Genomic DNA, 21,226 nt, shown 5'->3' with positions numbered 1-21,226 from the left:
CTCCTGGGTCAGGCCGCGGCCTTGGGCACGCTGTGAGTTGTATCGGCGAGACCGAAGTCTTCGGGGAAATGGTCGAGCGCGGACAGCACCGGGAACGGCGTCATGCCGCCCATCGCGCAGAGCGAGCCGGACACCATCGTGTCGCACAGATCGCGCAGCAACTGCACCTGGCGCGTGGACGTGTCGCCGTTGCGGATCCGGCCGATCACTTCGACGCCGCGCGTCGAGCCGATCCGGCACGGCGTGCATTTGCCGCACGATTCGATCGCGCAGAAGTGCATCGCGTACTGCGCCAGCTCGGCGAGATTCGACGTGTCGTCGTGCACGACGAGACCGCCGTGGCCGACCACCGCGCCGACCGCCGCATACGCCTCGTAGTCCATCGGAATGTCCCACTGGCTTTCGGGCAGATACGTGCCGAGCGGGCCGCCCACTTGCACGGCGCGCGCTGGCCGGCCGCTGGCCGTGCCGCCGCCGTAGTCGTAGAGCAGCTCGCGCAGCGTCACACCGAACGCGAGTTCGACGAGGCCGCCTTGCTTCACGTTGCCGGCCAGCTGGAACGGCAGCGTGCCGCGCGAGCGGCCCATGCCGAAGTCTTTATAGAACGCCGCGCCGCGCGCGAAGATGATCGGCACGGTGGCAAGCGTGATCACGTTGTTGATGACGCTCGGCTGGCCGAACAGGCCCGAGAGCGCCGGCACCGGCGGCTTCGCGCGTACGATCCCGCGCTTGCCTTCGAGCGATTCGAGCAGCGCGGTTTCCTCGCCGCAGACGTACGACCCGGCGCCTTTCGCGACGAACAGTTCGAAGCGGTGCGCGCTCTCGCCGAGCACGCTGTCGCCGAGCCAGCCGGCGGCGCGCGCACGGGCGATGGCCGCTTCGAGCGTCGCGATCGAATGCGGATATTCGCTGCGCACGTAGATGTAGCCGACCGTCGCGCCGGTCACGACGCCCGCGATGATCATGCCTTCGATCAGCATGTACGGATCGCTTTCCATCACGAGGCGATCGGAGAAGGTGCCCGAGTCGCCTTCGTCGGCATTGCAGACGATGTACTTTTGCGCCGCTTGCGCGCCGCGCACCGTGCGCCATTTGATGCCGGCCGGGAACGCGGCGCCGCCGCGGCCCCGCAGGCCGGATTCGATCAGCGCGGCGCAGGCGGCGTCGCCGTCGGTTTGCAGCGCCTGACGCAGGCCTTCGAGGCCGCCGTGCGCGACGTAGTCGTCGATGGACAGCGGGTCGGTGATGCCGATGCGCGCGAAGGTCAGGCGTTGCTGCTTCCGCAGATACGGAATTTCGTCGACCACGCCGACGCGCCGTGCATGCTCGCCGCCTGCGACGAAGCCGGCGTCGAACAGCGCGGCGACGTCGCCGCCTTCGATGTTGGCATAGCCGATGCGGCCTTCGGCGGTGGCAACTTCCACGAGCGGTTCGAGCCACAGCAGGCCGCGCGAACCGTTGCGCACCAGCTCGACCTCGACGCCGCGGCGCGCGGCTTCGGCTTCAATGGCCTGCGCCACGGCATCGGCGCCGAGCGCGAGCGCCGACGAATCGCGGGGAACATAGATACGTGTCATGCCGGCACCTCCACGCATTTGCTGGCGGCGGCGAAGAGCGCGTCGAATTTCTGCGGCGTGACCCTCGCATGCAATGTGCCGTTGACCATCATTGCCGGCGACAGCGCGCATTGACCGAGGCAATACACCGACTCCAGTTCCACCGTCGCGCCAGGCTGATGGCCGGCGTCGAAGCGGCAACCGGTGTGCGCCTCGATGTGCTGGGCGAGCGCTTCGGTGCCCATGCTGCGGCACGCTTCCGCGCGGCACAGTTGCACGGTGACCGGCGCGGCGGGCTCGCTGCGGAAGTGGTGGTAGTAGGTGATGACGCCGTGCACTTCGGCACGCGACAGGTTCAGCGCACGCGCGAGCGGCGCAACCGCACCGGGCGGCACATAGCCGAGCTCATCCTGAATCGCGTGCAACACCGCAAGCAACGACATACCCGGACGCGCGTGACGCTGCACGAGCTGATCCGGCACGATAGCGAGGGAATCGGTCAAAGGGGCTCCTCCAAAAGTCATATATGCACTTGTTATTCATAAAGCGTGCACTTATGCTTTGTTTATTCAATATGGTATAGCCGAACGATAGGCGGGCAAATCGGCCCGCGCAATAGGAAAGAGTTGAACATATATGATCAGGATCGAATGTCAGGTGCAGCTGGTGGTGAAGGGTGCGGACGGTCGCGAGTCCAGCCTGTCGGACGTGGTGCCGCTGCTCACGCTCGTCGACGAATCCGGCAGCATCGCGCAGGCGGCGACGCTTAAGGGTTTGTCCTACCGGCACGCGTGGGGTTTGCTGCGCAGCATCGAGGAGCGTTTGGGTGGTCCGTTGATCGCGAAGGAGCGTGGCCGCGGTTCGGTACTATCGGAACTCGGGCAGGCGGTGCTGCGCGCGCAGCGTCTGTGCGGCGAGCGGCTCGACGGCAACATGCAGGCGCTCGCGAGCGAGGTCGCGAGCGACCTGAACCGCTGGCTCGCGCCGCTCGCCGACGACGTGCGGATTCACGCGTCGCACGGCTACGCGGTGGCCACGCTGGTGACGGCGCTGGTCGCGAACGATCTGCCGGTCGACATCAAATACCGCGACGGTGCGGACGCCGTCAGCGCGCTCGCGCGCGGCGAGTGCGATCTGGCGGGCTTTCACCTGCCGCTCGGCGAGTTCCGCGCGGCTTGCGCCGACACCTACCGGCGCTGGCTCGACCCGCAGCGTCACGTGCTCGTGCATCTCACACGCCGCAAGCAGGGGTTATTCATCGGCAAGGGCAATCCGAAACGGATCGACGGACTCCGCGATCTCGCACGCGACGACATTCGCTTCGTCAATCGGCAGCCGGGCTCGGGTACGCGCATCCTGCTCGATCTCGCCCTGCGCCAGCTCGGCATCGATCCGGAGCGGGTCAATGGCTATGCGTCAACGGAACTCACGCATTCGGCGATCGCGGCGTTCGTCGCGAGCGGCATGGCGGATGTGGGCTTCGGCGTGGAGCCCGCGGCGCATCACTTCGGGCTCGACTTCATTCCGATCGTCGACGAGGACTATTACTTCGCGAGCGACCGCGCGAATCTCGAACGCACGCCGCTTGCCACGGTGATCGATCTGTTGCGTGGCAGCGCGTTTCGACATAACGTCGAGCGTCTCGACGGCTACGATCCGCGCGGCTGCGGCAAGCTCGTCGATCTTGCCGCCGGTCTCGCCGGATCCCCCGATGCCCTGGCGTAAGACGCTGTAAACTTCGGGCTGCCTGCGCCGCTGCGGATCGCCGCCGTTTCGGCTACTCTCTCAACTTCCGCTTCCGCCTTAACCGCGCGCCACGCCGCGCTGACTCGATATGAACGCTCTTCTCCACGCATGTGCCGCCGCCGCGACGGCGAGTGTGCTGCTCGCTACCGCCTCGGTCGCCTTTGCACAGAATTCACCCGGCGTGCCGGGCGGCATCCTGCAAGACCAGTTCCGTCTTGCCGAACATCCGCAAATGCCGTTTGCCGCGTCGGCGCCGTCGGATAAATACCAGTCCGGCAAAAAATCGGCCATGCGCAAGCGCGGCGACATGGGCGATCCGAACGGCTGCAATCTGCAGTGTCCTAAGGACGAATAACGTTGCGCGCATGGCGGCGCCGGGTTTGCCCCGCGCCGCCGTTTCACGGCCGATCTTCGATCGGCCGCTGCTCATATTCAGGGCTTGGCCGTGTGCCACATGTCCTTGAAACCTTCCCCCTTCGCATCCCCCGCCTGCTTGTCCGCCGCGTAGCGATACAGCGGATGGCCCTTGTACGCCCATTGCTGCTTGCCGTCGGCGCTGGGGATTAGCGTCCAGTCGCCCGACGGTTTGTCCGTTGGTCCTGCCGTGGCCGCGGGCCAGTAGCTCATGCAGCCGCCGGTGCAGGCGCTCACGCCGGGCGTGGTGTCCTTGTCGAACGTATAGAGCGTCATGCCGTCCGCGTTGACGAAGCGGCCGTTGTTCACCTTGGGCGGCTCGGCGAACGCGCTTTGTTGCAGCGCGACCAGCGCGAGCGGGGCGAGGAAAAGGATCGTTTTGCGCATGATGCGGGCTCCTGTGTTGACACCGTGGTTGACTGCGAGTGGTTGGAGTATAGGCAGCGGTTGGAATCGGGCCGGCCGCTGCTGTGCCTGCCAGCAATAAACGGATGAGCGCGGTTGAATATTCCGTGTGGGTCGTTTGTTGCCGGTTTTGTACGGCCGCGATTGCGGCGATCAAGTTTATTTGAATTGCAAATGGGTTGTGAATTTTCCTTATGAAATTGGGAAGGTTCTCAGTAATTTTGATGAAAAATACTTTAGTTTATTGGCGCGATTTTAATGTAATAGGACTGTTGCCATGTCTGGTCAATGAATAGATCAATGAATTTCAGCTGGCTGCAATTAAAATAAGGCGCACACGGACAACATCGTCGAGCCTTGCCAGGCCTTATGTATAGGGCATGAGTAAGAAAATGCGCCTGCCATTTGATAATTGAATGGTGGTTATTGAATACACGCCGGAAGTGTAAAAAAACGCAAAGAGCCACTCATAAAAAATTCCTGATGTTAGGATTTGCATGGCTCGATGAATCGGGGTTTTATCTCGCGAGCTATTTTTTAACCATTAGATAGGTAATCGAAATGCAAAAGATCAATCGCAATGACTTGGCTAAATCCGCTGTCGCAGGCGGCTGCTGCAAGGGAGCTGCCAGTAAGCCGGTTACGCCGGCGCCCGTTGCCAAGGCGTAAGGTTGTGAAGGCGTAAAAGTCTCACGCGCCGGAGTGGTCGCCGTATAACCACTCCGGCCCTTTCGCGTCAACGTGGAGTGAAATATGGGGTGGTGGAGCGCCGCTCCGGTCGGGATGACTTCGCTGCGGAACGAAATCGCGCGCGCAAAGCGCCGGCTGCAAGGATGGTTGATCGCTCGTATGCCGTCTTCGGTAATCGAACCGTTTGCTGCCGCCGTATGGAAAGCGCACAGCCTCGTCGACGCGCGTGCGCGCTGGAACGGCATCTCCCGCTGCGAGATCGGGCGCGACATGCCGGGGCTGGCGCCGTTCAGCGCGACTCAGGTTTCGGCCGGCAGCTTGCGTGAAAGCCTGATCGACAAGCGGATCTATTACGGCCGTCTGCTACGCGGTCGCGAGGACTGGCCCGACCTGCAACAGGTGGCGCAGACGCTTGCCGCCCGAATCCGGCAATTGCAGGCGGAGGTGCCGGGGCGTCCTGTCATCGTGTCGCCGTTTCACTACGTGTCGCAATACGCGAACATTTATGTGATCGACGCATTGCGGGAAATGCTCGGGCTCGAATCGATTTCGGTGGTGTCGGGCGTGCCGCGCGACATGTACGGAGAAGACCAGACTCTCATCCCCAGCGTGACCGTGCTGTACACATACGGCGACGATAACCGTAACGGCCTTGGCCTGCGCGTCGCGAGGACGTTGAGGCGCAACGGTGTCGCAGTACTGTTCGCCGACGTGCCGCCGTTCGCGCTGCACCGCTATCCGATGGAAACGGTTGGCGTGTCGATCTTTGGTCGCAACGCGCGTATTCACAACGGTGTGTTCAGGCTAGGCGCACCGTTCGATGCCATGCTGCTGCCGTTTTATCTGCGTTTCCAGCAAGGGCGGTTCAGCGCCGAACTGTTCGAGCCTTTGCCGCTTGCCGAGCCTGACGCTCCGCAAAGGCTAGCCAGTTATATCGAAAGCGCGGCGCTCGACAACTATCCCGACTGGCTCCTGTCAGGACATCCGTCGATGTACGCGTTCGCGCCGGTTCGCTAGACACCTCAGCCCAGCCCGGCGGCCGCGCGGCTCAACATTCGCCTGGTCGGACCGCTGCGGCGGAACTCATAACAACACTGGCCGGCACCGGGCAGCAATCACGCTATGGAACCTATCAATCTCCCCCAGTTCAGGGACGTCTCATGGCGCTGGATCGCGTATGCGACCTCCGCGCTCGTGAGCGCCGCCATCGTGTTCGCGTTCGTCTACGACGTCGAACTGAAGCAGGACGTGCGCGCGGAAATCGTGTCGCCGTCCGAAATCAAGATTCAGGGGCTGAGCGGCCTCGTGTCGGACATCTATGTGAATCGTTCGACGCGCGTCGCGCAGGGCGCGCCGCTGTTTCGTCTGGACCGCGATTTCTCGCTCGCGAGCAACGGCCTGCAACGCAAAGCGTTCGACGAGAATGACCGCGACGAACAGATCCGCGCGAGCGACGCGCAATACCTTCAGCGCAGGGCCGATCTGGCCGCGCAACTGAATGCCGCGAGGCTCACCGCACAAAGCCGCCGCGCGGAAATCTCCGCGCTCGACGAACAACTGGCGCAGAACCGCGCGCTCGCCGACGAAGCCGGCCACAAGCTGACGCGGCTAGTGTCGGTGGCCGACTACATCACCGCCGACCGGATCGAGCAGGCGAGTGCCGACATCCATCAGGCGAAAGTCGCGCTCGCGCAAAGCGTGGCGCGCCGTCAGCAACTCGACGCGGATCTGGGCGCGGCGGTCGGTACACAAACGGGTCTGGGCGCGCAACTCAATGAACTGGACGCGCGCCACGCACGCGAGTTGCAGGACATTCGCATGCGCTTCGAACAGACCCGCCAGGACGCGACGATCTCCGCGCCGAAAGCCGGCGTGGTGACCTACTCGGGCCTCGTGCCCGGACGCACTCTCGCACCCGACGATGTCGCGCTCGTCATCTCGACCGGCGGGAAGGGCGCGTTGCGTGCCGCGCTGCGCATTCCGTCGCGCCGGCGCGGTTTCGTGCGCGAAGGGCAGATCGTGCGCCTCAAGTTCGACGCGTTTCCGTATGCGAAATTCGGCACCTACCCCGCGCGGATCGATTCGATCTCCCGCACCACCGTGCGCTCGGCGATGTCGCCGGCAGCCGCGTCCGAGCCGGGCAGTCCCGACGGAGACTACATGGCTTGGGCCACGTTGAGCGGCGACACGTTCCACTTCGAGCGGCAACGCTTCGACATTCTGCCAGGCATGGTGGCGACGGCGAGCATCGTGATCGAGCGCCGCACCATCGCCGAATGGGTGCTCGCGCCGCTGTTCCGTGTGCTGCGAGGCTGACGATGCGCGCGATCTATCAGAACGAAGTCGCTGAATGCGGTTATGCCTGTCTGGCCATGGTGTTGTCGCACTTCGGCCGGGCGACCGAAGTGCGCGAGTTGCAGGCGTTCAGGCCGATCTCTGCGAACGGTTTGACCATGATGGACCTGTACGACGTCGCGGTTGAATACGGGCTCGCGGTGCAGGCGTACCGCTTCGGCAGTGGCGATCTGGCGAGCGTGAAGCGCGGCTCGATCATGCATTTCGGCGGCGCTCATTTCGTCGTGTTCGAAAAGTACGGGCGCGGCTACGTGCAGGTGATCGATCCGGCCACCGGCCGGCGCCGTATTTCGATGGACACGTTCGTCGCCAATGTGTCGGGCTTCCTGCTCGAATGTGCGCCAACGCCGGCCATGCCGCGCGTGCGCAACAAGTCGCGGGTGCCGGCGGCGCTCGCGCGGGTGCGCGCGCTCAATCCGCAACTCGGCGCGCAGATCGTCAAGGTGATGTTCATTGCGCTCGGCAGCCAGTTCGCCATTCTCGCGATGCCGTACCTCGGCAATCTCGTGCTCGACGACGTGGTCGCCGCCGACAACCTGAATCTGCTCAACGTGCTGGTGCTGACGTTCTCCGGCATTTTCATCGTCGGCGCGCTGAGCCAGTACATCCAGACCTACCTCGTCGAACTGTTGCACGGCCTCGTGCAGATGAACATGACCGAGGGTTTGCTCGCGAAGCTGTTGAGCAATCCGATTCCGTACTTCGAGAAGCGCCATGTCGGCGATCTGTTCGCGCGCGTGAAGGCGCAGGACGAGATCAGCATCTATGCCACACGCACCGCGATTTCGCTTGGCATCGATCTTGTGGTCGGTTTGCTCGCGCTGCTCCTGATGCTGGTGCAGAGCCCGCAGCTGACCGCGATTGCGCTGCTGATCTTCGTGCTCTACGTGGCGGTCTCGTTTGCGCTGTTCACGCGCATGCGCGATACGCACGCACTGGTGCTCGAAGAATCGGCGCGTTGCGACGACATGCTGATCGAGACGATACGCGGCGCGTCGTTGATCAAGCTGTCGCAGGGCGAGACGCGGCGTACGGCGATCTTCATGGCGAAGTACCGCGCCTATTTTGCGGCGCTCGTGCAGAACAGCCGTCTCGGCAGCGCGCGCGATGCGATCCTGAAGCTCGTCAACTACGCGGATATGATCGCGATCGCGTGGTTCGCCGCGCGCCTGATGCTCGGCGGCGCGATTTCGGCGGGCGTGTTCTATTCGTTTCTGATCTACAAGTCGCTGCTGTCGGAGCGCTTTGCGAACTCGATCAACGCGGCCTTCGCGTACTTCATGCTGAGCGTCCCGGTCGCGCGGGTCGGCGATATCGTGGACGGCGACGCGGAGCGCTACACGCCGCCGGGCGATCTGCACAAGAGTGTCGAAGTGCGTGCTTTCGAGCGCATCGACGTGCGCAACGTCACGTTCCGCTACGGCGCGTCGGATCAGCCCGTGCTGAAGAACGCGAACATCGTGATACGCAAGGGCGACAAGATCGTGATCACCGGTGCGTCCGGCAGCGGCAAATCCACGCTGTTCAAGCTGCTCGCGGCGGCTGAACCGCTTCAGGAAGGCGAGATCAGCCTGAACGGCATCGCCTGGCCGAATCTCGCCGTCGACGAAATCCGCCGTCACGCCGTGCATATGCGGCAGGGCGATCTGATCCTGCATGGCTCGATTGCGGACAACGTGACACTGTTCGCGGGCAACGTGGACGAAGCGCGCGTCCACACGTTGCTCGACGACGTCGGGCTGCTGCGCGACGTGATGCGTTTGCCGATGCGCACACGCACGGTGATCAGCGACACGATCGCGAATATTTCCGCCGGGCAGCGGCAGCGCCTGCTGCTCGCGCGTGCGCTGTACCAGCAGCGCGATCTGCTGCTGCTCGACGAGCCGACGTCGAATCTCGATCCCGCGTCCGTGCGGCAGATCGTGGCGTTGCTGCAGCGTATCGAACGCACGGTCGTCGTGATTACGCACGACATGTCGCTCGCGGCGGCGTTCGACACGCGCTACCGGCTGGTCGAAGGCGAGCTTGTGTCCGAGGCGCGCGCCGAGGCGTTGACCGATGAATAAGCGCACCGTATCGGGCCTGCTGATCGTGCTCGCCTGCGCCGCGCAGACGAGTACCGCGGCAGCAGCCGACCTGCTCACCGTCGCCGCTCAGGCCGCCGACCATGACGCGGACCTGGCCGCCTCGCGCGCGGGTTCCCGGGCCGCCCGCGAGGCGCTGCCCAAAGCCCGCGCGGCGTTGTTGCCGCAACTGTCGGGTGGCTGGGGGCGCGCCTACAACCGCACGGCGATCGAGGGTTTGCCACGCGATAGCTACTGGCAGAACGGCTGGACTGTCGAGCTGTCGCAACCGGTCTTCGACTGGGGCCGTTGGACGGCCTACCGGCAGGCCGATCTGATCGGCGCGCGCGGGGTGGTCGATGCGGCGCGCGCGCAGCAGGCGGCCATTCTGCAGGCAGTACGCGCGTACTTCGACGACCTTGCCGCCGAAGACGAACTGGCGCGCGCCGACGACTACACGGCCGCGCTCGAACAGCACATGGTTCAGCTGCATCGCCGGCGGGCGGCGGGCGAGGCGACCGTGATCGACTTGCAGGAGGCCGAGGCGGCGCGCGAACAGGCGCAGGTGCAGCAACTGGATGCCCGCAGCGATTTGCAACTGCGGCGGCTCTCGCTCGAACAGATCACCGGGCAGCCGTTCGTGGGGTTGTCGCGGCTGCCGGATACCGTGTCCATGCCGCGCCTGAATCCCGACAACCAGGCAAGCTGGATCGCGCAGGCTGAAGCACACGACTATCTGGTGCAGTTGAAGCAGATCGACCGGCGCATCGCGCAATTCGACGTCGAGAAGGCGCGGGCGAGAAACCTGCCGGTCGTGAACCTGACGGCGAGCCATACGCCGGCAGGCGCTGCCTCCGGCTACTCCCGTCCGACTACGACCACGACGGCAATGCTGTCGGTGACGATTCCGATTTTCGAAGGCGGCGAGACGGACGCGATCATCGACGAAACGCTGGCGCTTCAGGACAAGGCGCAGGACGAACTGGTCGGCGCAACCCGGCTGGCTGGCGCGACGGCGCGGGAAAACTGGTCGCGCTTTCACGACGGCGTCACGCGGATCGATGCGCTGACGCGTCTCGCGCAGGCTTCACACGCCGCGTTGCTCGCGACGCAGGTGGGCTACAAGGTGGGCAGCAGGACGAGCACCGACGTGTTGCGCGCGGCGGATTCGTTCTACGCGAATCGCCGGGATCTGATCCGGGCGCGCTACACGGCGCTTGTTGCGTTGCTCCAGCTGAAGGCCGCGACTGCGGCGCTGGACCTGGACGAGGTAGCGCGGGTGAATGGTTTGCTGATTGGCGCGGACGGGGCCAGCGCGATCGGGACGGACCGCGCCGCCGTGGAAAAAACCGATCGAAACGTTGCGTTTGAAAGCATGCCGCCGGCCAGGTCGATCGACAGGCCGTCAGTGATGACGCCGTTCGAAGCCTTGCGCGTCGCGCAGCGCAAGGCGATTGCGGCGGCTCCTTGAAGCGCGCGGCTGGGCCCAGGTCGAAATGCTGCGAATGCTGGTTGCAGTGGCGGAAACAAAAAAACCCCGGGAGCCTGCGGCTAACGGGGTTTTCATACAACGCTATTGCTTGCAAGGTGTTTGGTGGAGGCGGCGGGAATCGAACCCGCGTCCAGAAGCACTCTACGACCAGTTCTACATGTTTAGTTCTGTCATTTGATTTAACCTCAGTGACGCGGACGAACACGCTGCACCAAGGCGATTCACTAGATTTTCGACCCGGACGTCGTGACGCCGCCAAGGCTTAACTGACGTATATGACCTCTGTCGGTATTGCTACCGGTCTTGCGACACTAGCCCGTCAGTGAACTAGGCAGAGGACGGCGGCCCTTAGGCTGCCAGTGCGAACGTATCGTCGTTTGCAGTTACGTTTTTCCCATTGATTAACGAGGTGACGGGTCCTCGACATGCCCTAGCCGCTTTGCAACCCCTGTCGAAACCAGGTCGCCCCCGCGGTTCGTTGCTCAAGATTTCTGAGCCAGACGTATATTTTACAGTAGATCGACGGCCGCGTCCTGACTCATTGGCACACTGGCCACCGAGGTGCTTCAGCCGATATCGCGCAGCAGCTTCTGCAGTTCGCCCGGCGATTGGACGACATGCTGTGCATGCCATTGCGTCGGTGGAATATCGGTGCCGCAGTAGCCGTACGCGGCTGCCACGGTCTTCATGCCCGCCGCGAAACCGGCCTGCACGTCGCGCAGGTCGTCGCCCACATAGACGATGCGCTCCGGCGCCACGTCCAGTTCACGTGCGGCGTGCAGCAAAGGCGCCGGGTGCGGCTTCGAATGCGCAGTCGTGTCGCCGCTCACCACGCAGCCCGCGCGCTCTTCGAGGCCAAGCTGCGCGACCAGCGGCTCGGTCAGCCGCGCCACCTTGTTCGTGACGATGCCCCAGCGCACGCCGCGCGCATCGAGATCGTCGAGCAGTTCGGGGATGCCAGGAAAGAGCGTCGTCTCGATGCACAAGTCCGCTTCGTAGTTGGCGAGAAACTCTTCGCGCATCGACGCGAACTCGTGATTGTCCGGGCCGATGCCGAACGCGCCGCCGATCAGTCCGCGCGCCCCCGCCGATGCCAGCGGACGCAGGTCTTCGAGCGGCACCATCTCAAGGCCCCGATCGTGGCGCATCTTGTTGACGGCGGCCGCGAGATCGGGCGCCGTGTCGGCCATCGTGCCATCGAGGTCGAACAGCACCGCCTGGCAAAGACCGAGCGCGTCGTCGTTGTCTTCGCGTTGCGGCAGGGGAGTAGGGTCGCTCATTGTCGGATTGGGTTGGGCGGATCGGTGCGGGTCAGGCGTCGCGGCGGCAGGCGAGCAGGTAGTTCACGCTCGTGTCGGCGGACAGCGTGAAATGCTTGCTGAGCGGGTTGTAGACGATGCCTTTGATGTCGGCTGTGCGCAGGCCGGCGGCGCGCACGAAGCTCGCCAATTCCGACGGACGGATGAAACGCGCATAGTCGTGCGTGCCCTTGGGCAGCATCCGCGCGATGTATTCGGCGCCGATCACCGCGAACAGATACGACTTCACGTTGCGGTTCAGCGTGGAAAAGAACACCCAGCCGCCGGGCTTCACCAGCGTCTTGCAGGCCTCGACGATCGCACCGGGCTCGGGCACGTGTTCGAGCATTTCCATGCAGGTCACCACGTCGTACGTTGCCGGTTCGCGGGCGGCGAGCGCTTCCGCGGCGATTTCTTCGTAATTAACGGTTACGCCGCTTTCAAGGCTGTGAAGATCGGCGACGCCGAGCGCTTGGGTCGACAGGTCGATGCCCTTCACGTACGCGCCGAGGCCGGCCATCGATTCCGAGAGAATCCCGCCGCCGCAGCCGATATCCAGCACGTTCTTACCCGCGAGATGCGCGTGGGCGTCGATCCAGCTCAGGCGAATGGGGTTGAGTTCGTGCAGCGGCTTGAATTCGGCGTTCGGGTCCCACCACCGATGCGCGAGGTCGCTGAATTTCTGTAGTTCGTGGGGATCGGCGTTGGTCATGGCGAAAGCTGCCTCGATGAGAGCGGTGAGCGAGCGCTCGAGGATAAACCCTGAGTATATAGGTCGAGGGACAGGGCGGCAAAAGGACGGCTTGTGGCGTCGCGTCGACAAGGTGGCCACGCGGCTTGATGGGCGCCGCTCGCCTCTGCCGCAGGGCGACGCGACCCGCATTGCGCGACGTGGCCATGCATAAAAAAAACCCCGCCGAAGCGGGGCTTTGATACTGCGGCAGTCTGAAGCTTACTGCTTCGGCGTGCCCACAACTTCGACTTCCACGCGACGGTCCGGTGCGAGGCAGGCGATGAGTTGCTTGCGGTTCTTCTGGTTGCAACCGGTCGTGACCGGGTTGCGACGGCCCTTGCCTTCCGTATAGATACGGTTGGCTTCGACGCCCTTGCTGACGAGGAATGCCTTCACAGCTTGAGCACGGCGCATCGACAGACGGTCGTTGTACTTGTCCGTACCGATACGGTCCGTGTGACCCGTTGCGACGACGACTTCCAGGTTGATGCCTTGAATCTTTGATGCGAGTTCGCTCAGCTTTTCCTTGCCAGCCGGCTTCAGAATTGCCTTGTCGAAGTCGAACAGCGCGTCAGCTTGATACGTAATCTTTTCGCTAGAGATAGCCGGTGCAGGTGCGACCGGTGCCGGCGGGGTCGGAGCCTGGGCAACCAGGGCGCCGTCGCACTTGGCGTTGGCCGTTGCCGGCGTCCAGAATGCATCGCGCCAGCAAAGCTCGTTCGTGCCGTTCATCCACACGTATTCGCCGGTACCATTCACCCAGTTGTCGTTCGTAGCTTGTCGCGACGCCGGCACCGATTGCGCCACGGCGGATGCAGCCATAACTGCGGTAGCTGCAATGAACGCGAGCTTTGAAAGTTTATTCATATTTCTCCTCTCGAAATTGAGATTACCGCAGGTTTACTGCGAGCCTGTTGACGAAGACAAGTCATACATTGCTCGAAGTATAACATTGGTGCCGAACAAAAAACCTGGTGTGTAGACTTCGAGCAGTGTCTAACTCTTTGTGCGTTGGCATTTTGCCATATCGTTCCCCTCCGACGATAAAAAAATCCGCGCCCGATCAAATCCCCCTGTAATTGTGGTGCATGCGCAACAGAAGCAATCGCCGGGAGGCACCGCCAGTCATGGCTAAGCGGCGGATTGCCCTACGCACGAATCGCGCCCGGCCGGCGCGAAAACGGAGTCCTCGCCAGCGCCTCGCGGAACGCCTGCTAGTAGGTATACGTACCCTCGGCGGAGGCGGATTCACGGCATGTTAGAATCACGTGATGCGTTGCGCCTGCAATGCTTACGCGAAGGCGCGGGGTTGATCCGTTGCCTTGGCATGTAAAAGATACGGATAATGGATCAATTCGCCAAAGAGACTCTGCCAATCTCCCTAGAGGAGGAAATGCGCCGTTCGTATCTCGACTACGCGATGAGCGTGATCGTAGGGCGTGCGCTTCCCGATGTCCGCGATGGCTTGAAGCCGGTGCACCGGCGCGTGCTGTACGCGATGCACGAACTGAACAACGACTGGAACCGCGCGTACAAGAAGTCGGCGCGTATCGTCGGCGACGTCATCGGTAAGTATCACCCGCACGGCGACACGGCTGTATACGACACCATCGTCCGGATGGCGCAGAATTTCTCGCTGCGCTACATGCTGGTGGACGGCCAGGGCAATTTCGGTTCCGTCGACGGCGACAATGCCGCGGCGATGCGCTACACCGAAATTCGCATGGCGAAGATCGGCCACGAACTGCTGGCGGACATCGACAAGGAAACGGTCGACTTCACGCAGAACTACGACGGCAGCGAAAACGAACCGGCCATTCTGCCCGCGCGCATTCCCAATCTGCTGATCAATGGCTCGTCCGGCATTGCGGTCGGCATGGCGACCAACATTCCGCCGCACAATCTCAACGAGGTCGTCGACGCCTGCCAGCATCTGCTGAAGAATCCGCAAGCCACGATCGACGAACTGATCGAGATCATCCCTGCGCCCGACTTCCCCACCGCCGGCATCATTTACGGCGTGGCCGGCGTGCGCGATGGCTATCGCACGGGCCGCGGCCGCGTGGTGATGCGCGCGCTCACGCACTTCGAGGAAATCGATCGCGGCCAGCGCATGGCGATCATCGTTGACGAGCTACCGTACCAGGTCAACAAGCGCTCGCTGCTCGAGCGCATCGCCGAGCTGGTCAACGAGAAGAAGCTCGAAGGCATTTCCGATATCCGCGACGAGTCCGACAAGAGCGGCATGCGCGTCGTGATCGAGCTGAAGCGCGGCGAAGTGCCGGAAGTGGTGCTCAATAATCTGTATAAGGCTACGCAGCTTCAGGACACCTTCGGCATGAACATGGTCGCGCTGGTCGACGGCCAGCCGAAGCTGCTCAACCTGAAGGAAATGCTGTCGTGCTTCCTGTCGCATCGCCGGGAAGTGCTGACGCGGCGCACTGTATACGAACTGCGCAAGGCCCGCGAACGCGGTCACGTGCTTGAAGGCCTCGCGGTCGCGCTCGCCAACATCGACGAGTTCATCGCAATCATCAAGGCCGCGCCGACTCCGCCGATCGCCAAGCAGGAATTGATGGCGCGGCCGTGGGATTCATCGCTGGTGCGCGAGATGTTGTCGCGCGCCGAGGCGGAAAACGCGTCGGCGGGCGGTCGTGAAGCCTACCGTCCGGACGGGTTGAACCCGTCATTCGGTATGCAATCCGACGGACTCTACCGTTTGTCCGACACCCAGGCTCAGGAAATTCTGCAGATGCGTCTGCAGCGCCTGACCGGTCTGGAGCAGGACAAGATCATCGGCGAGTACCGCGAAGTGATGGCGCAGATTGCCGACTTGCTGGACATTCTGGCTCGCCCGGAACGCATTACAGCGATCATCGTCGACGAACTCACGTCGATCAAAGCCGAATTCGGTGACGCGCGCCGCTCGAAGATCGAGCTGAACGCCACCGAGCTGAACACCGAAGATCTGATTACGCCGCAGGAAATGGTCGTGACCATGTCGCATGCGGGCTACGTGAAATCGCAGCCGCTGTCCGAGTACAGCGCGCAGAAGCGGGGCGGTCGCGGCAAACAGGCCACGGCGATGAAGGAAGACGACTGGATCGACACGCTGTTCATCGCGAACACTCACGATCACATTCTGTGTTTCTCGAATCGCGGACGGGTCTACAGCGTAAAGGTCTACGAAGTTCCGCAGGGTTCGCGGAATTCGCGGGGCCGCCCGATCATCAATATCTTCCCGCTTCAGGAAGGCGAAAAGATTACGGTTGTTTTGCCGGTCAAGGAATTTTCCGCGGACAAATTCGTCTTTATGGGCACTGCGTTAGGAACCGTGAAAAAGACGCCGCTGGAAGCCTTCAGCCGCGTGCTGCGCAAGGGTATTATTGCCGTCGGTCTGGATGACGGCGATTATCTGATCGGCGCAGCGATTACGGACGGTCAGCACGACGTGATGCTGTTCTCGGATTCGGGCAAGGCGGTTCGCTTCGACGAGAACGATGTGCGTCCGATGGGGCGCGAGGCGCGCGGCGTGCGCGGCATGCAGCTCGAAGACGGGCAGAACGTGATCGCGTTGCTGGTCGCCGGCGACGAGCAACAGTCGGTGCTTACCGCTACCGAGAACGGCTTCGGCAAGCGCACGCCGATCATCGAGTACACGCGGCACGGGCGCGGCACGAAGGGCATGATCGCGATCCAGACGTCGGAGCGCAACGGCAAGGTCGTCGCCGCAACGCTGGTGGATCAGGAAGCGCAGATCATGCTGATCACCAATACGGGTGTGCTGATTCGCACGCGCGTGTCGGAAATCCGCGAAATGGGACGTGCAACCCAAGGTGTTACACTCATCAGCCTTGACGAAGGGACCAAGCTTTCCGGTCTGCAACAGGTTGCTGAGGCGGAAACGGAGGGTGAAGTGGAAGGCGACGCCGAAGGTCCTGCTGAAGGTGGCAACGGCAGTGAAGACGGTGGCGCAGCCTGATTCGCGTCGGCCGATTTCAGTCTCAGTTAATGGTTGAAAGCTAAGCTGCGCCGGGAATGATGGCGTGTCGGATCGATACGTATCCCGCGCAGCGCGCAGTTCAAGTTAATTTCTCTCAGGGAGTAATGATGCAAAAACGATTCAAACAACTGATGTTGCTGGCTGCCCTCGTGCCGACCTTCGCTATGGCTCAAGCACTGCAAAGCCAGGCGCCGGCGGCCCCGGCTGCTGCCGCAGCACCGGTTGATCCGGCCAAGCAGGCTGCCATCAAGGACCTGCTGGACGCAATCGACGCGCAGAAGCTGGTCGGCGCGATCGGCAACAGCGCGCAGATGCAAGCGAAGCAACTGGTTCCGGCTATCCTGTCGGACGCGCTGAGCGAAAACAAGACGATGTCGGACAAGCAGAAGCAGGCCGCTGTGCCGTCGCTGCAAAAGAATGCCGTGCCGAAGCTGGTTGACGGCGCGGGTCAAGTGTTCGCAACGGACAGCTTCCGTCAGGACGCAATGCAAGCGCAGTACGACGCCTACGCGAAGTACTACAGCACGTCGGAAATCAAGGACCTGACCGCGTTCTACAAGAGCGCGACCGGCCGCAAGTTCATCCAGGTGCAAGACCAGGTTGGCCGCGACGTCGTGAACGGTCTGATGCAGAAGTACATGCCGCAATCGATCAAGGCAACGCGTGACCAAGCTGACAAGGAAGTCGCTTCGGTCAAGCCGGCCAAGTAATTCCAGGTCGAAAGGCTGCGCTGAAGTCGCGTGAGCCGCCGCCTGGTAAGCGCGCCTCGTAGTGCTGGGCGCGCCGGGTTTGGCGGGTTGGCGTTGACAATGCGATAATGGCCGTTTGCGCACACGCGCAGACGGCCATTTTCTTTTTTGTCGCAGAATCTCGGCGGATTCGTAGTATTCGCTTTGGCCAGTTCTCGCCAAGCGAACCGAAGCCGTCGAATTCGCGAGGCCCGCTTCACCGTGGCTGCTTGCCGGTTGCCACCTTCGCCGATTTTTGCGCGATCTTTCTTTCTTCGCGCCCGCTTCCAGGACTTCACGATGCGCGTCTTTAATTTCTCAGCCGGCCCGGCGGCCATGCCCGAAGAAGTGCTACGCCAGGCTGCCGACGAGATGCTCGATTGGCAAGGCAGTGGCATGAGCGTGATGGAAATGAGCCATCGCGGCAAAGAATTCATGTCGATCCACGAGGAAGCACTCACCGACCTGCGCGAATTGCTCGCGGTGCCGGCGAGCCATCGCATCCTGTTCCTGCAGGGCGGCGGTTTGGGCGAGAACGCCATCGTGCCAATGAACCTGATGGGCGCAAAGCCGCGCGCGGATTTCGTCATCACCGGTTCGTGGTCGCAGAAGTCATTCAAGGAAGCCCAGAAGTACGGCACCGTGCATCTGGCCGCTTCCGGTCAGACGGCGGACGGCTTTACACGCGCACCGGCGCGCTCGGAGTGGCAGTTGTCGGACGATCCGGCCTATGTGCATCTGTGCACGAACGAAACCATCCATGGTGTCGAAACTTTCGAGATTCCCGACCTCGGCGATATTCCGCTCGTCGCGGACGCGTCGTCGCACATCCTGTCGCGCCCGATGGACATCGCCAAATACGGCGTGCTGTTTGGCGGCGCGCAGAAGAACATCGGCATGGCCGGCGTGACGGTCGTGATCGTGCGCGAGGACATGCTGGATCGTGCGCAGGCAGTCTGCCCCTCGGCCTTCGAATGGAAGACCGTCGCCGAGAATAATTCGATGTACAACACGCCGCCCACCTACGCGATATACGTCGCCGGACTGGTGTTCAAGTGGTTGAACAAGCAGGGCGGCCTTGCCGCGATGGAAGCGCGCAATCTCGAGAAGTCGAAGCTGCTATACGACGCAATCGACTCGAGCGGCTTCTATCTGAACAAGGTCGAGCGAGGCTCGCGCTCGCGGATGAACGTACCGTTTTTCCTCGCCGACGAGTCGCGCAACGAAGATTTCCTGGCCGGCGCGAAAGCGCGGGGAATGGTGCAGCTAAAGGGCCACAAGTCCGTCGGCGGCATGCGGGCGTCGATTTATAACGCCGTCCCGCTCGAAGGCGTCAAAGCGCTTGTCGAATACATGAAGGAATTCGAACAGCGTAACGCCTGAGCCATTGACTCGCAGGCGCGCGCATCCTTTCCAGCAGTTACCCGGCAGGACCATTTTCACGCAATGGACGACGAACTCAATACCCGACTCAAACCCCTCCGCGATCGCATCGACGCGCTCGACGCGCAGTTGATCGCACTGCTCAACCAGCGCGCCGCGGTGGCGCTCGAAGTGGGCGAGGTCAAGAAGCATTTCAACGCGCCGGTGTTCCGCCCCGAACGCGAGCAGCAGGTGATCGCGCGTTTGCAGAATATGAGCGAAGGGCCGCTCGCGAGCGAGCATATCGGCGCGATCTGGCGGGAAATCATGGCGGCAAGCCGCGCGCTCGAAAAGACCATCAAGGCCGCTTACCTCGGGCCGGTCGGCACCTATAGCGAACAGGCGATGCACGAGTACTTCGGTCAGTCGATCGAAGGGCTGGCGTGCCCTTCGATCGACGAAGTGTTCCGCTCCGTCGAAGCGGGCGCGGCGGAATTCGGCGTCGTGCCGGTCGAGAATTCGACCGAAGGCGCGGTGTCGCGCACGCTCGACCTGCTGCTGCAAACGCAACTCACGATCGGTGGCGAACTGGCCTTGCCGATTCACCACAACCTGTTGACGCTGAACGGCGGCCTCACGGGCGTGAAACGCGTCTGCGCGCATGCGCAGGCGCTCGCCCAGTGCCAGCGCTGGTTGTCGACGAACGTGCCGCATCTGGAGCGCCAGGCGGTGTCGAGCAATGCGGAGGCCGCGCGGATGGCGGCGGACGACCCGAGCGTCGCGGCCATTGCCGGCGACCGGGCCGCGACCCATTACGGTCTGCTCGTGGTGAACGCGCTGATCCAGGACGATCCGCACAATCGCACGCGCTTCGTCATGATTGGCAAGCAGCCGGCTGGCCCGAGCGGTTACGACCAGACTTCGTTGATCGTGTCGGTGGTCAACGAGCCCGGCGCGATGGTCAAGCTGCTGGAGCCGCTCGCGCGCCATAGCGTGTCGATGACCCGTTTCGAATCGCGTCCGGCTCGTGTCGGCACGTGGGAGTACTACTTCTACATCGACGTCGAAGGCCATCGCGACGATCCGGCGGTTGCCGCCGCGCTGACCGAACTCGGCGAAAAAGCCGCGTTTCTGAAGATACTCGGTTCGTATCCGCGCGCCCGCTGACGGTAAACCGGCAACGGAACGCAAGCAATGAGACTCGGGCGGCGGCAGGCCGCCCAGCCGCATATTCAATTACACATAGTCGTTCGGAGATATTCATGACAGCGTCTTTCGGCCCCTCCTACGTGCGCGCGATCGCGCCTTACATCGCTGGCAAGCCGATTTCGGAAGTGGCCCGCGAGTTCGGTCTGGACGAAGCGACCATCGTGAAGCTGGCATCGAACGAGAATCCGCTCGGCATGCCGGAGTCGGCCCAACGCGCGATGGTGCAGGCCGCGAGCGAACTCGGCCGCTATCCGGACGCGAACGGTTTCGAGCTGAAGGCCGCGCTGAGCGAGCGCTATGACGTGCCGGCCGACTGGATCACGCTTGGCAACGGCAGCAACGACATCCTCGAAATCGCCGCGCACGCGTTCGTCGAGAAGGGGCAGTCGATCGTCTTCGCGCAGTATTCGTTTGCGGTCTACGCGCTGGCCACGCAAGGCGTGGGCGCGCGCGCGATCGTCGTGCCGGCCGTCAAGTACGGCCACGACCTTGACGCGATGCTTGCCGCGATCACCGACGATACGCGCCTCGTCTTCGTCGCCAATCCGAACAATCCGACCGGCACCTTCATCGAAGGTCCGAAGCTCGAGGCGTTTCTCGACAAGGTGCCGCGCCACGTGGCCGTGGTGCTCGACGAGGCGTACACCGAGTATCTGCCGCAGGAGAAGCGTTACGACTCGATCGCATGGGTGCGCCGTTATCCGAATCTGCTGGTGTCGCGCACGTTCTCGAAGGCGTTCGGCCTTGCCGGGCTGCGCGTCGGCTTTGCGATCGCTCAGCCTGAATTGACCGATTTGCTGAACCGTCTGCGTCAGCCGTTCAATGTGAATACGCTGGCGCAAGCCGCGGCCATCGCCGCATTGAACGACAAGGCGTTTCTCGATAAGAGCGCGGCGCTGAACGCGCAAGGCTATCGCCGTTTGACCGAGGCGTTCGACAAGCTCGGTCTCGAGTACGTGCCGTCGGACGGCAACTTCGTGCTGGTGCGCGTCGGCAACGACGATGCGGCCGGCAACCGCGTCAACCTCGAATTGCTGAAGCAGGGCGTGATCGTGCGTCCGGTCGGCAACTATGGTTTGCCGCAATGGCTGCGCATTACGGTCGGCCTGCCGGAAGAAAACGAAGCATTCCTCGCGGCGCTCGAAAAGACGCTCGCCACCGCGTAAGCGGTA

General features: G+C 62.8%; 17 protein-coding genes and 1 other RNA gene. 11 read left to right on the top strand and 7 right to left on the bottom strand.

Annotated elements, in window-relative coordinates; translation table 11 throughout:
* Positions 1–8: 8 nt before the first annotated feature.
* Together CIC12_RS08160 and CIC12_RS08155 are read right to left on the bottom strand one after the other, a co-directional pair.
* The gene (locus tag CIC12_RS08160) at positions 9–1,577 is read right to left on the bottom strand and encodes a formate dehydrogenase beta subunit (RefSeq protein ID WP_168663637.1); all 1,569 of its coding nucleotides are present in this window, start codon (positions 1,575–1,577) and stop codon (positions 9–11) included.
* Positions 1,574–2,080, bottom strand: a complete 507-nt coding sequence (locus tag CIC12_RS08155) for an NAD(P)H-dependent oxidoreductase subunit E (protein ID WP_446727994.1) — start codon at positions 2,078–2,080, stop codon at positions 1,574–1,576. Before CIC12_RS08155 ends, CIC12_RS08160 begins: the two co-directional genes overlap by 4 nt.
* A gap of 112 nt (positions 2,081–2,192) precedes the next feature.
* On the opposite strand from CIC12_RS08155, the gene CIC12_RS08150 reads away from it, so the two are divergent.
* Positions 2,193–3,281, top strand: coding sequence for a substrate-binding domain-containing protein (locus CIC12_RS08150; RefSeq protein WP_168663635.1), 1,089 nt, complete (start codon positions 2,193–2,195; stop codon positions 3,279–3,281).
* Positions 3,282–3,390: 109 nt separating this feature from the next.
* Positions 3,391–3,657, top strand: a complete 267-nt coding sequence (locus tag CIC12_RS08145) for a hypothetical protein (RefSeq protein ID WP_168663634.1) — start codon at positions 3,391–3,393, stop codon at positions 3,655–3,657.
* 77 nt (positions 3,658–3,734) lie between these two features.
* Here CIC12_RS08145 and CIC12_RS08140 read toward each other — a convergent pair whose 3' ends face one another.
* On the bottom strand, positions 3,735–4,103 hold the full coding sequence (locus tag CIC12_RS08140; protein ID WP_168663633.1) for a COG4315 family predicted lipoprotein: 369 nt from the start codon (positions 4,101–4,103) through the stop codon (positions 3,735–3,737).
* A gap of 867 nt (positions 4,104–4,970) precedes the next feature.
* Here CIC12_RS08140 and CIC12_RS08135 point away from each other — a divergent pair.
* From CIC12_RS08135 to CIC12_RS08120, 4 genes are all read left to right on the top strand, one after another.
* Positions 4,971–5,828 carry a hypothetical protein gene (locus tag CIC12_RS08135; RefSeq protein ID WP_238812449.1) on the top strand — a complete coding sequence of 286 codons (858 nt, stop codon included), beginning with the start codon at positions 4,971–4,973 and terminating at the stop codon, positions 5,826–5,828.
* Between the two features lie 105 nt (positions 5,829–5,933).
* Positions 5,934–7,127: an HlyD family secretion protein gene (locus tag CIC12_RS08130; RefSeq protein WP_168663631.1), complete on the top strand. Its 1,194-nt coding sequence runs from the start codon at positions 5,934–5,936 to the stop codon at positions 7,125–7,127.
* Between the two features lie 2 nt (positions 7,128–7,129).
* Complete coding sequence (locus CIC12_RS08125; RefSeq protein WP_168663630.1) at positions 7,130–9,232, top strand: peptidase domain-containing ABC transporter; 2,103 nt, start codon at positions 7,130–7,132, stop codon at positions 9,230–9,232.
* Positions 9,225–10,700, top strand: coding sequence for a TolC family outer membrane protein (locus CIC12_RS08120; RefSeq protein ID WP_168663629.1), 1,476 nt, complete (start codon positions 9,225–9,227; stop codon positions 10,698–10,700). Before CIC12_RS08125 ends, CIC12_RS08120 begins: the two co-directional genes overlap by 8 nt.
* A gap of 121 nt (positions 10,701–10,821) precedes the next feature.
* Here CIC12_RS08120 and ssrA read toward each other — a convergent pair.
* From ssrA to ompA, 4 genes are all read right to left on the bottom strand, one after another.
* Positions 10,822–11,191, bottom strand: a transfer-messenger RNA (tmRNA) gene (ssrA, locus tag CIC12_RS08115).
* A gap of 96 nt (positions 11,192–11,287) precedes the next feature.
* Positions 11,288–12,001, bottom strand: coding sequence for a phosphoglycolate phosphatase (gph, locus tag CIC12_RS08110; RefSeq protein WP_168663628.1), 714 nt, complete (start codon positions 11,999–12,001; stop codon positions 11,288–11,290).
* 31 nt (positions 12,002–12,032) lie between these two features.
* The gene (gene ubiG, locus CIC12_RS08105) at positions 12,033–12,731 is read right to left on the bottom strand and encodes a bifunctional 2-polyprenyl-6-hydroxyphenol methylase/3-demethylubiquinol 3-O-methyltransferase UbiG (RefSeq protein ID WP_168663627.1); all 699 of its coding nucleotides are present in this window, start codon (positions 12,729–12,731) and stop codon (positions 12,033–12,035) included.
* Between the two features lie 240 nt (positions 12,732–12,971).
* Positions 12,972–13,619 carry an outer membrane protein OmpA gene (gene ompA / locus CIC12_RS08100; RefSeq protein WP_168663626.1) on the bottom strand — a complete coding sequence of 216 codons (648 nt, stop codon included), beginning with the start codon at positions 13,617–13,619 and terminating at the stop codon, positions 12,972–12,974.
* Positions 13,620–14,097: 478 nt separating this feature from the next.
* Here ompA and gyrA point away from each other — a divergent pair, with 478 nt between their 5' ends.
* From gyrA to hisC, 5 genes are all read left to right on the top strand, one after another.
* Positions 14,098–16,734, top strand: coding sequence for a DNA gyrase subunit A (gyrA, locus tag CIC12_RS08095; protein WP_168663625.1), 2,637 nt, complete (start codon positions 14,098–14,100; stop codon positions 16,732–16,734).
* Positions 16,735–16,862: 128 nt separating this feature from the next.
* Positions 16,863–17,465, top strand: coding sequence for a DUF2059 domain-containing protein (locus CIC12_RS08090; protein ID WP_121315390.1), 603 nt, complete (start codon positions 16,863–16,865; stop codon positions 17,463–17,465).
* 318 nt (positions 17,466–17,783) lie between these two features.
* Positions 17,784–18,866: a 3-phosphoserine/phosphohydroxythreonine transaminase gene (gene serC, locus CIC12_RS08085; RefSeq protein WP_168663624.1), complete on the top strand. Its 1,083-nt coding sequence runs from the start codon at positions 17,784–17,786 to the stop codon at positions 18,864–18,866.
* Positions 18,867–18,929: 63 nt separating this feature from the next.
* On the top strand, positions 18,930–20,012 hold the full coding sequence (gene pheA / locus CIC12_RS08080) for a prephenate dehydratase (protein ID WP_168663623.1): 1,083 nt from the start codon (positions 18,930–18,932) through the stop codon (positions 20,010–20,012).
* 95 nt (positions 20,013–20,107) lie between these two features.
* On the top strand, positions 20,108–21,220 hold the full coding sequence (gene hisC, locus CIC12_RS08075) for a histidinol-phosphate transaminase (RefSeq protein ID WP_168663622.1): 1,113 nt from the start codon (positions 20,108–20,110) through the stop codon (positions 21,218–21,220).
* Positions 21,221–21,226: the final 6 nt, after the last annotated feature.

The organism is Paraburkholderia sp. SG-MS1, assembly GCF_012275575.1.
Taxonomy (GTDB): domain Bacteria; phylum Pseudomonadota; class Gammaproteobacteria; order Burkholderiales; family Burkholderiaceae; genus Paraburkholderia.
This window is presented reverse-complemented; position numbering and strand designations above follow the sequence as displayed.

What these genes read in the sequence shown, in the direction of transcription:
- CIC12_RS08160 (WP_168663637.1), bottom strand. Translation starts at nt 1,577, where the DNA reads ATGACACGTATCTATGTTCCCCGCGATTCGTCGGCGCTCGCGCTCGGC.
- CIC12_RS08155 (WP_446727994.1), bottom strand. Translation starts at nt 2,080, where the DNA reads ATGACTTTTGGAGGAGCCCCTTTGACCGATTCCCTCGCTATCGTGCCG.
- CIC12_RS08150 (WP_168663635.1), top strand. Translation starts at nt 2,193, where the DNA reads ATGATCAGGATCGAATGTCAGGTGCAGCTGGTGGTGAAGGGTGCGGAC.
- CIC12_RS08145 (WP_168663634.1), top strand. Translation starts at nt 3,391, where the DNA reads ATGAACGCTCTTCTCCACGCATGTGCCGCCGCCGCGACGGCGAGTGTG.
- CIC12_RS08140 (WP_168663633.1), bottom strand. Translation starts at nt 4,103, where the DNA reads ATGCGCAAAACGATCCTTTTCCTCGCCCCGCTCGCGCTGGTCGCGCTG.
- CIC12_RS08135 (WP_238812449.1), top strand. Translation starts at nt 4,971, where the DNA reads ATGCCGTCTTCGGTAATCGAACCGTTTGCTGCCGCCGTATGGAAAGCG.
- CIC12_RS08130 (WP_168663631.1), top strand. Translation starts at nt 5,934, where the DNA reads ATGGAACCTATCAATCTCCCCCAGTTCAGGGACGTCTCATGGCGCTGG.
- CIC12_RS08125 (WP_168663630.1), top strand. Translation starts at nt 7,130, where the DNA reads ATGCGCGCGATCTATCAGAACGAAGTCGCTGAATGCGGTTATGCCTGT.
- CIC12_RS08120 (WP_168663629.1), top strand. Translation starts at nt 9,225, where the DNA reads ATGAATAAGCGCACCGTATCGGGCCTGCTGATCGTGCTCGCCTGCGCC.
- gph (WP_168663628.1), bottom strand. Translation starts at nt 12,001, where the DNA reads ATGAGCGACCCTACTCCCCTGCCGCAACGCGAAGACAACGACGACGCG.
- ubiG (WP_168663627.1), bottom strand. Translation starts at nt 12,731, where the DNA reads ATGACCAACGCCGATCCCCACGAACTACAGAAATTCAGCGACCTCGCG.
- ompA (WP_168663626.1), bottom strand. Translation starts at nt 13,619, where the DNA reads ATGAATAAACTTTCAAAGCTCGCGTTCATTGCAGCTACCGCAGTTATG.
- gyrA (WP_168663625.1), top strand. Translation starts at nt 14,098, where the DNA reads ATGGATCAATTCGCCAAAGAGACTCTGCCAATCTCCCTAGAGGAGGAA.
- CIC12_RS08090 (WP_121315390.1), top strand. Translation starts at nt 16,863, where the DNA reads ATGCAAAAACGATTCAAACAACTGATGTTGCTGGCTGCCCTCGTGCCG.
- serC (WP_168663624.1), top strand. Translation starts at nt 17,784, where the DNA reads ATGCGCGTCTTTAATTTCTCAGCCGGCCCGGCGGCCATGCCCGAAGAA.
- pheA (WP_168663623.1), top strand. Translation starts at nt 18,930, where the DNA reads ATGGACGACGAACTCAATACCCGACTCAAACCCCTCCGCGATCGCATC.
- hisC (WP_168663622.1), top strand. Translation starts at nt 20,108, where the DNA reads ATGACAGCGTCTTTCGGCCCCTCCTACGTGCGCGCGATCGCGCCTTAC.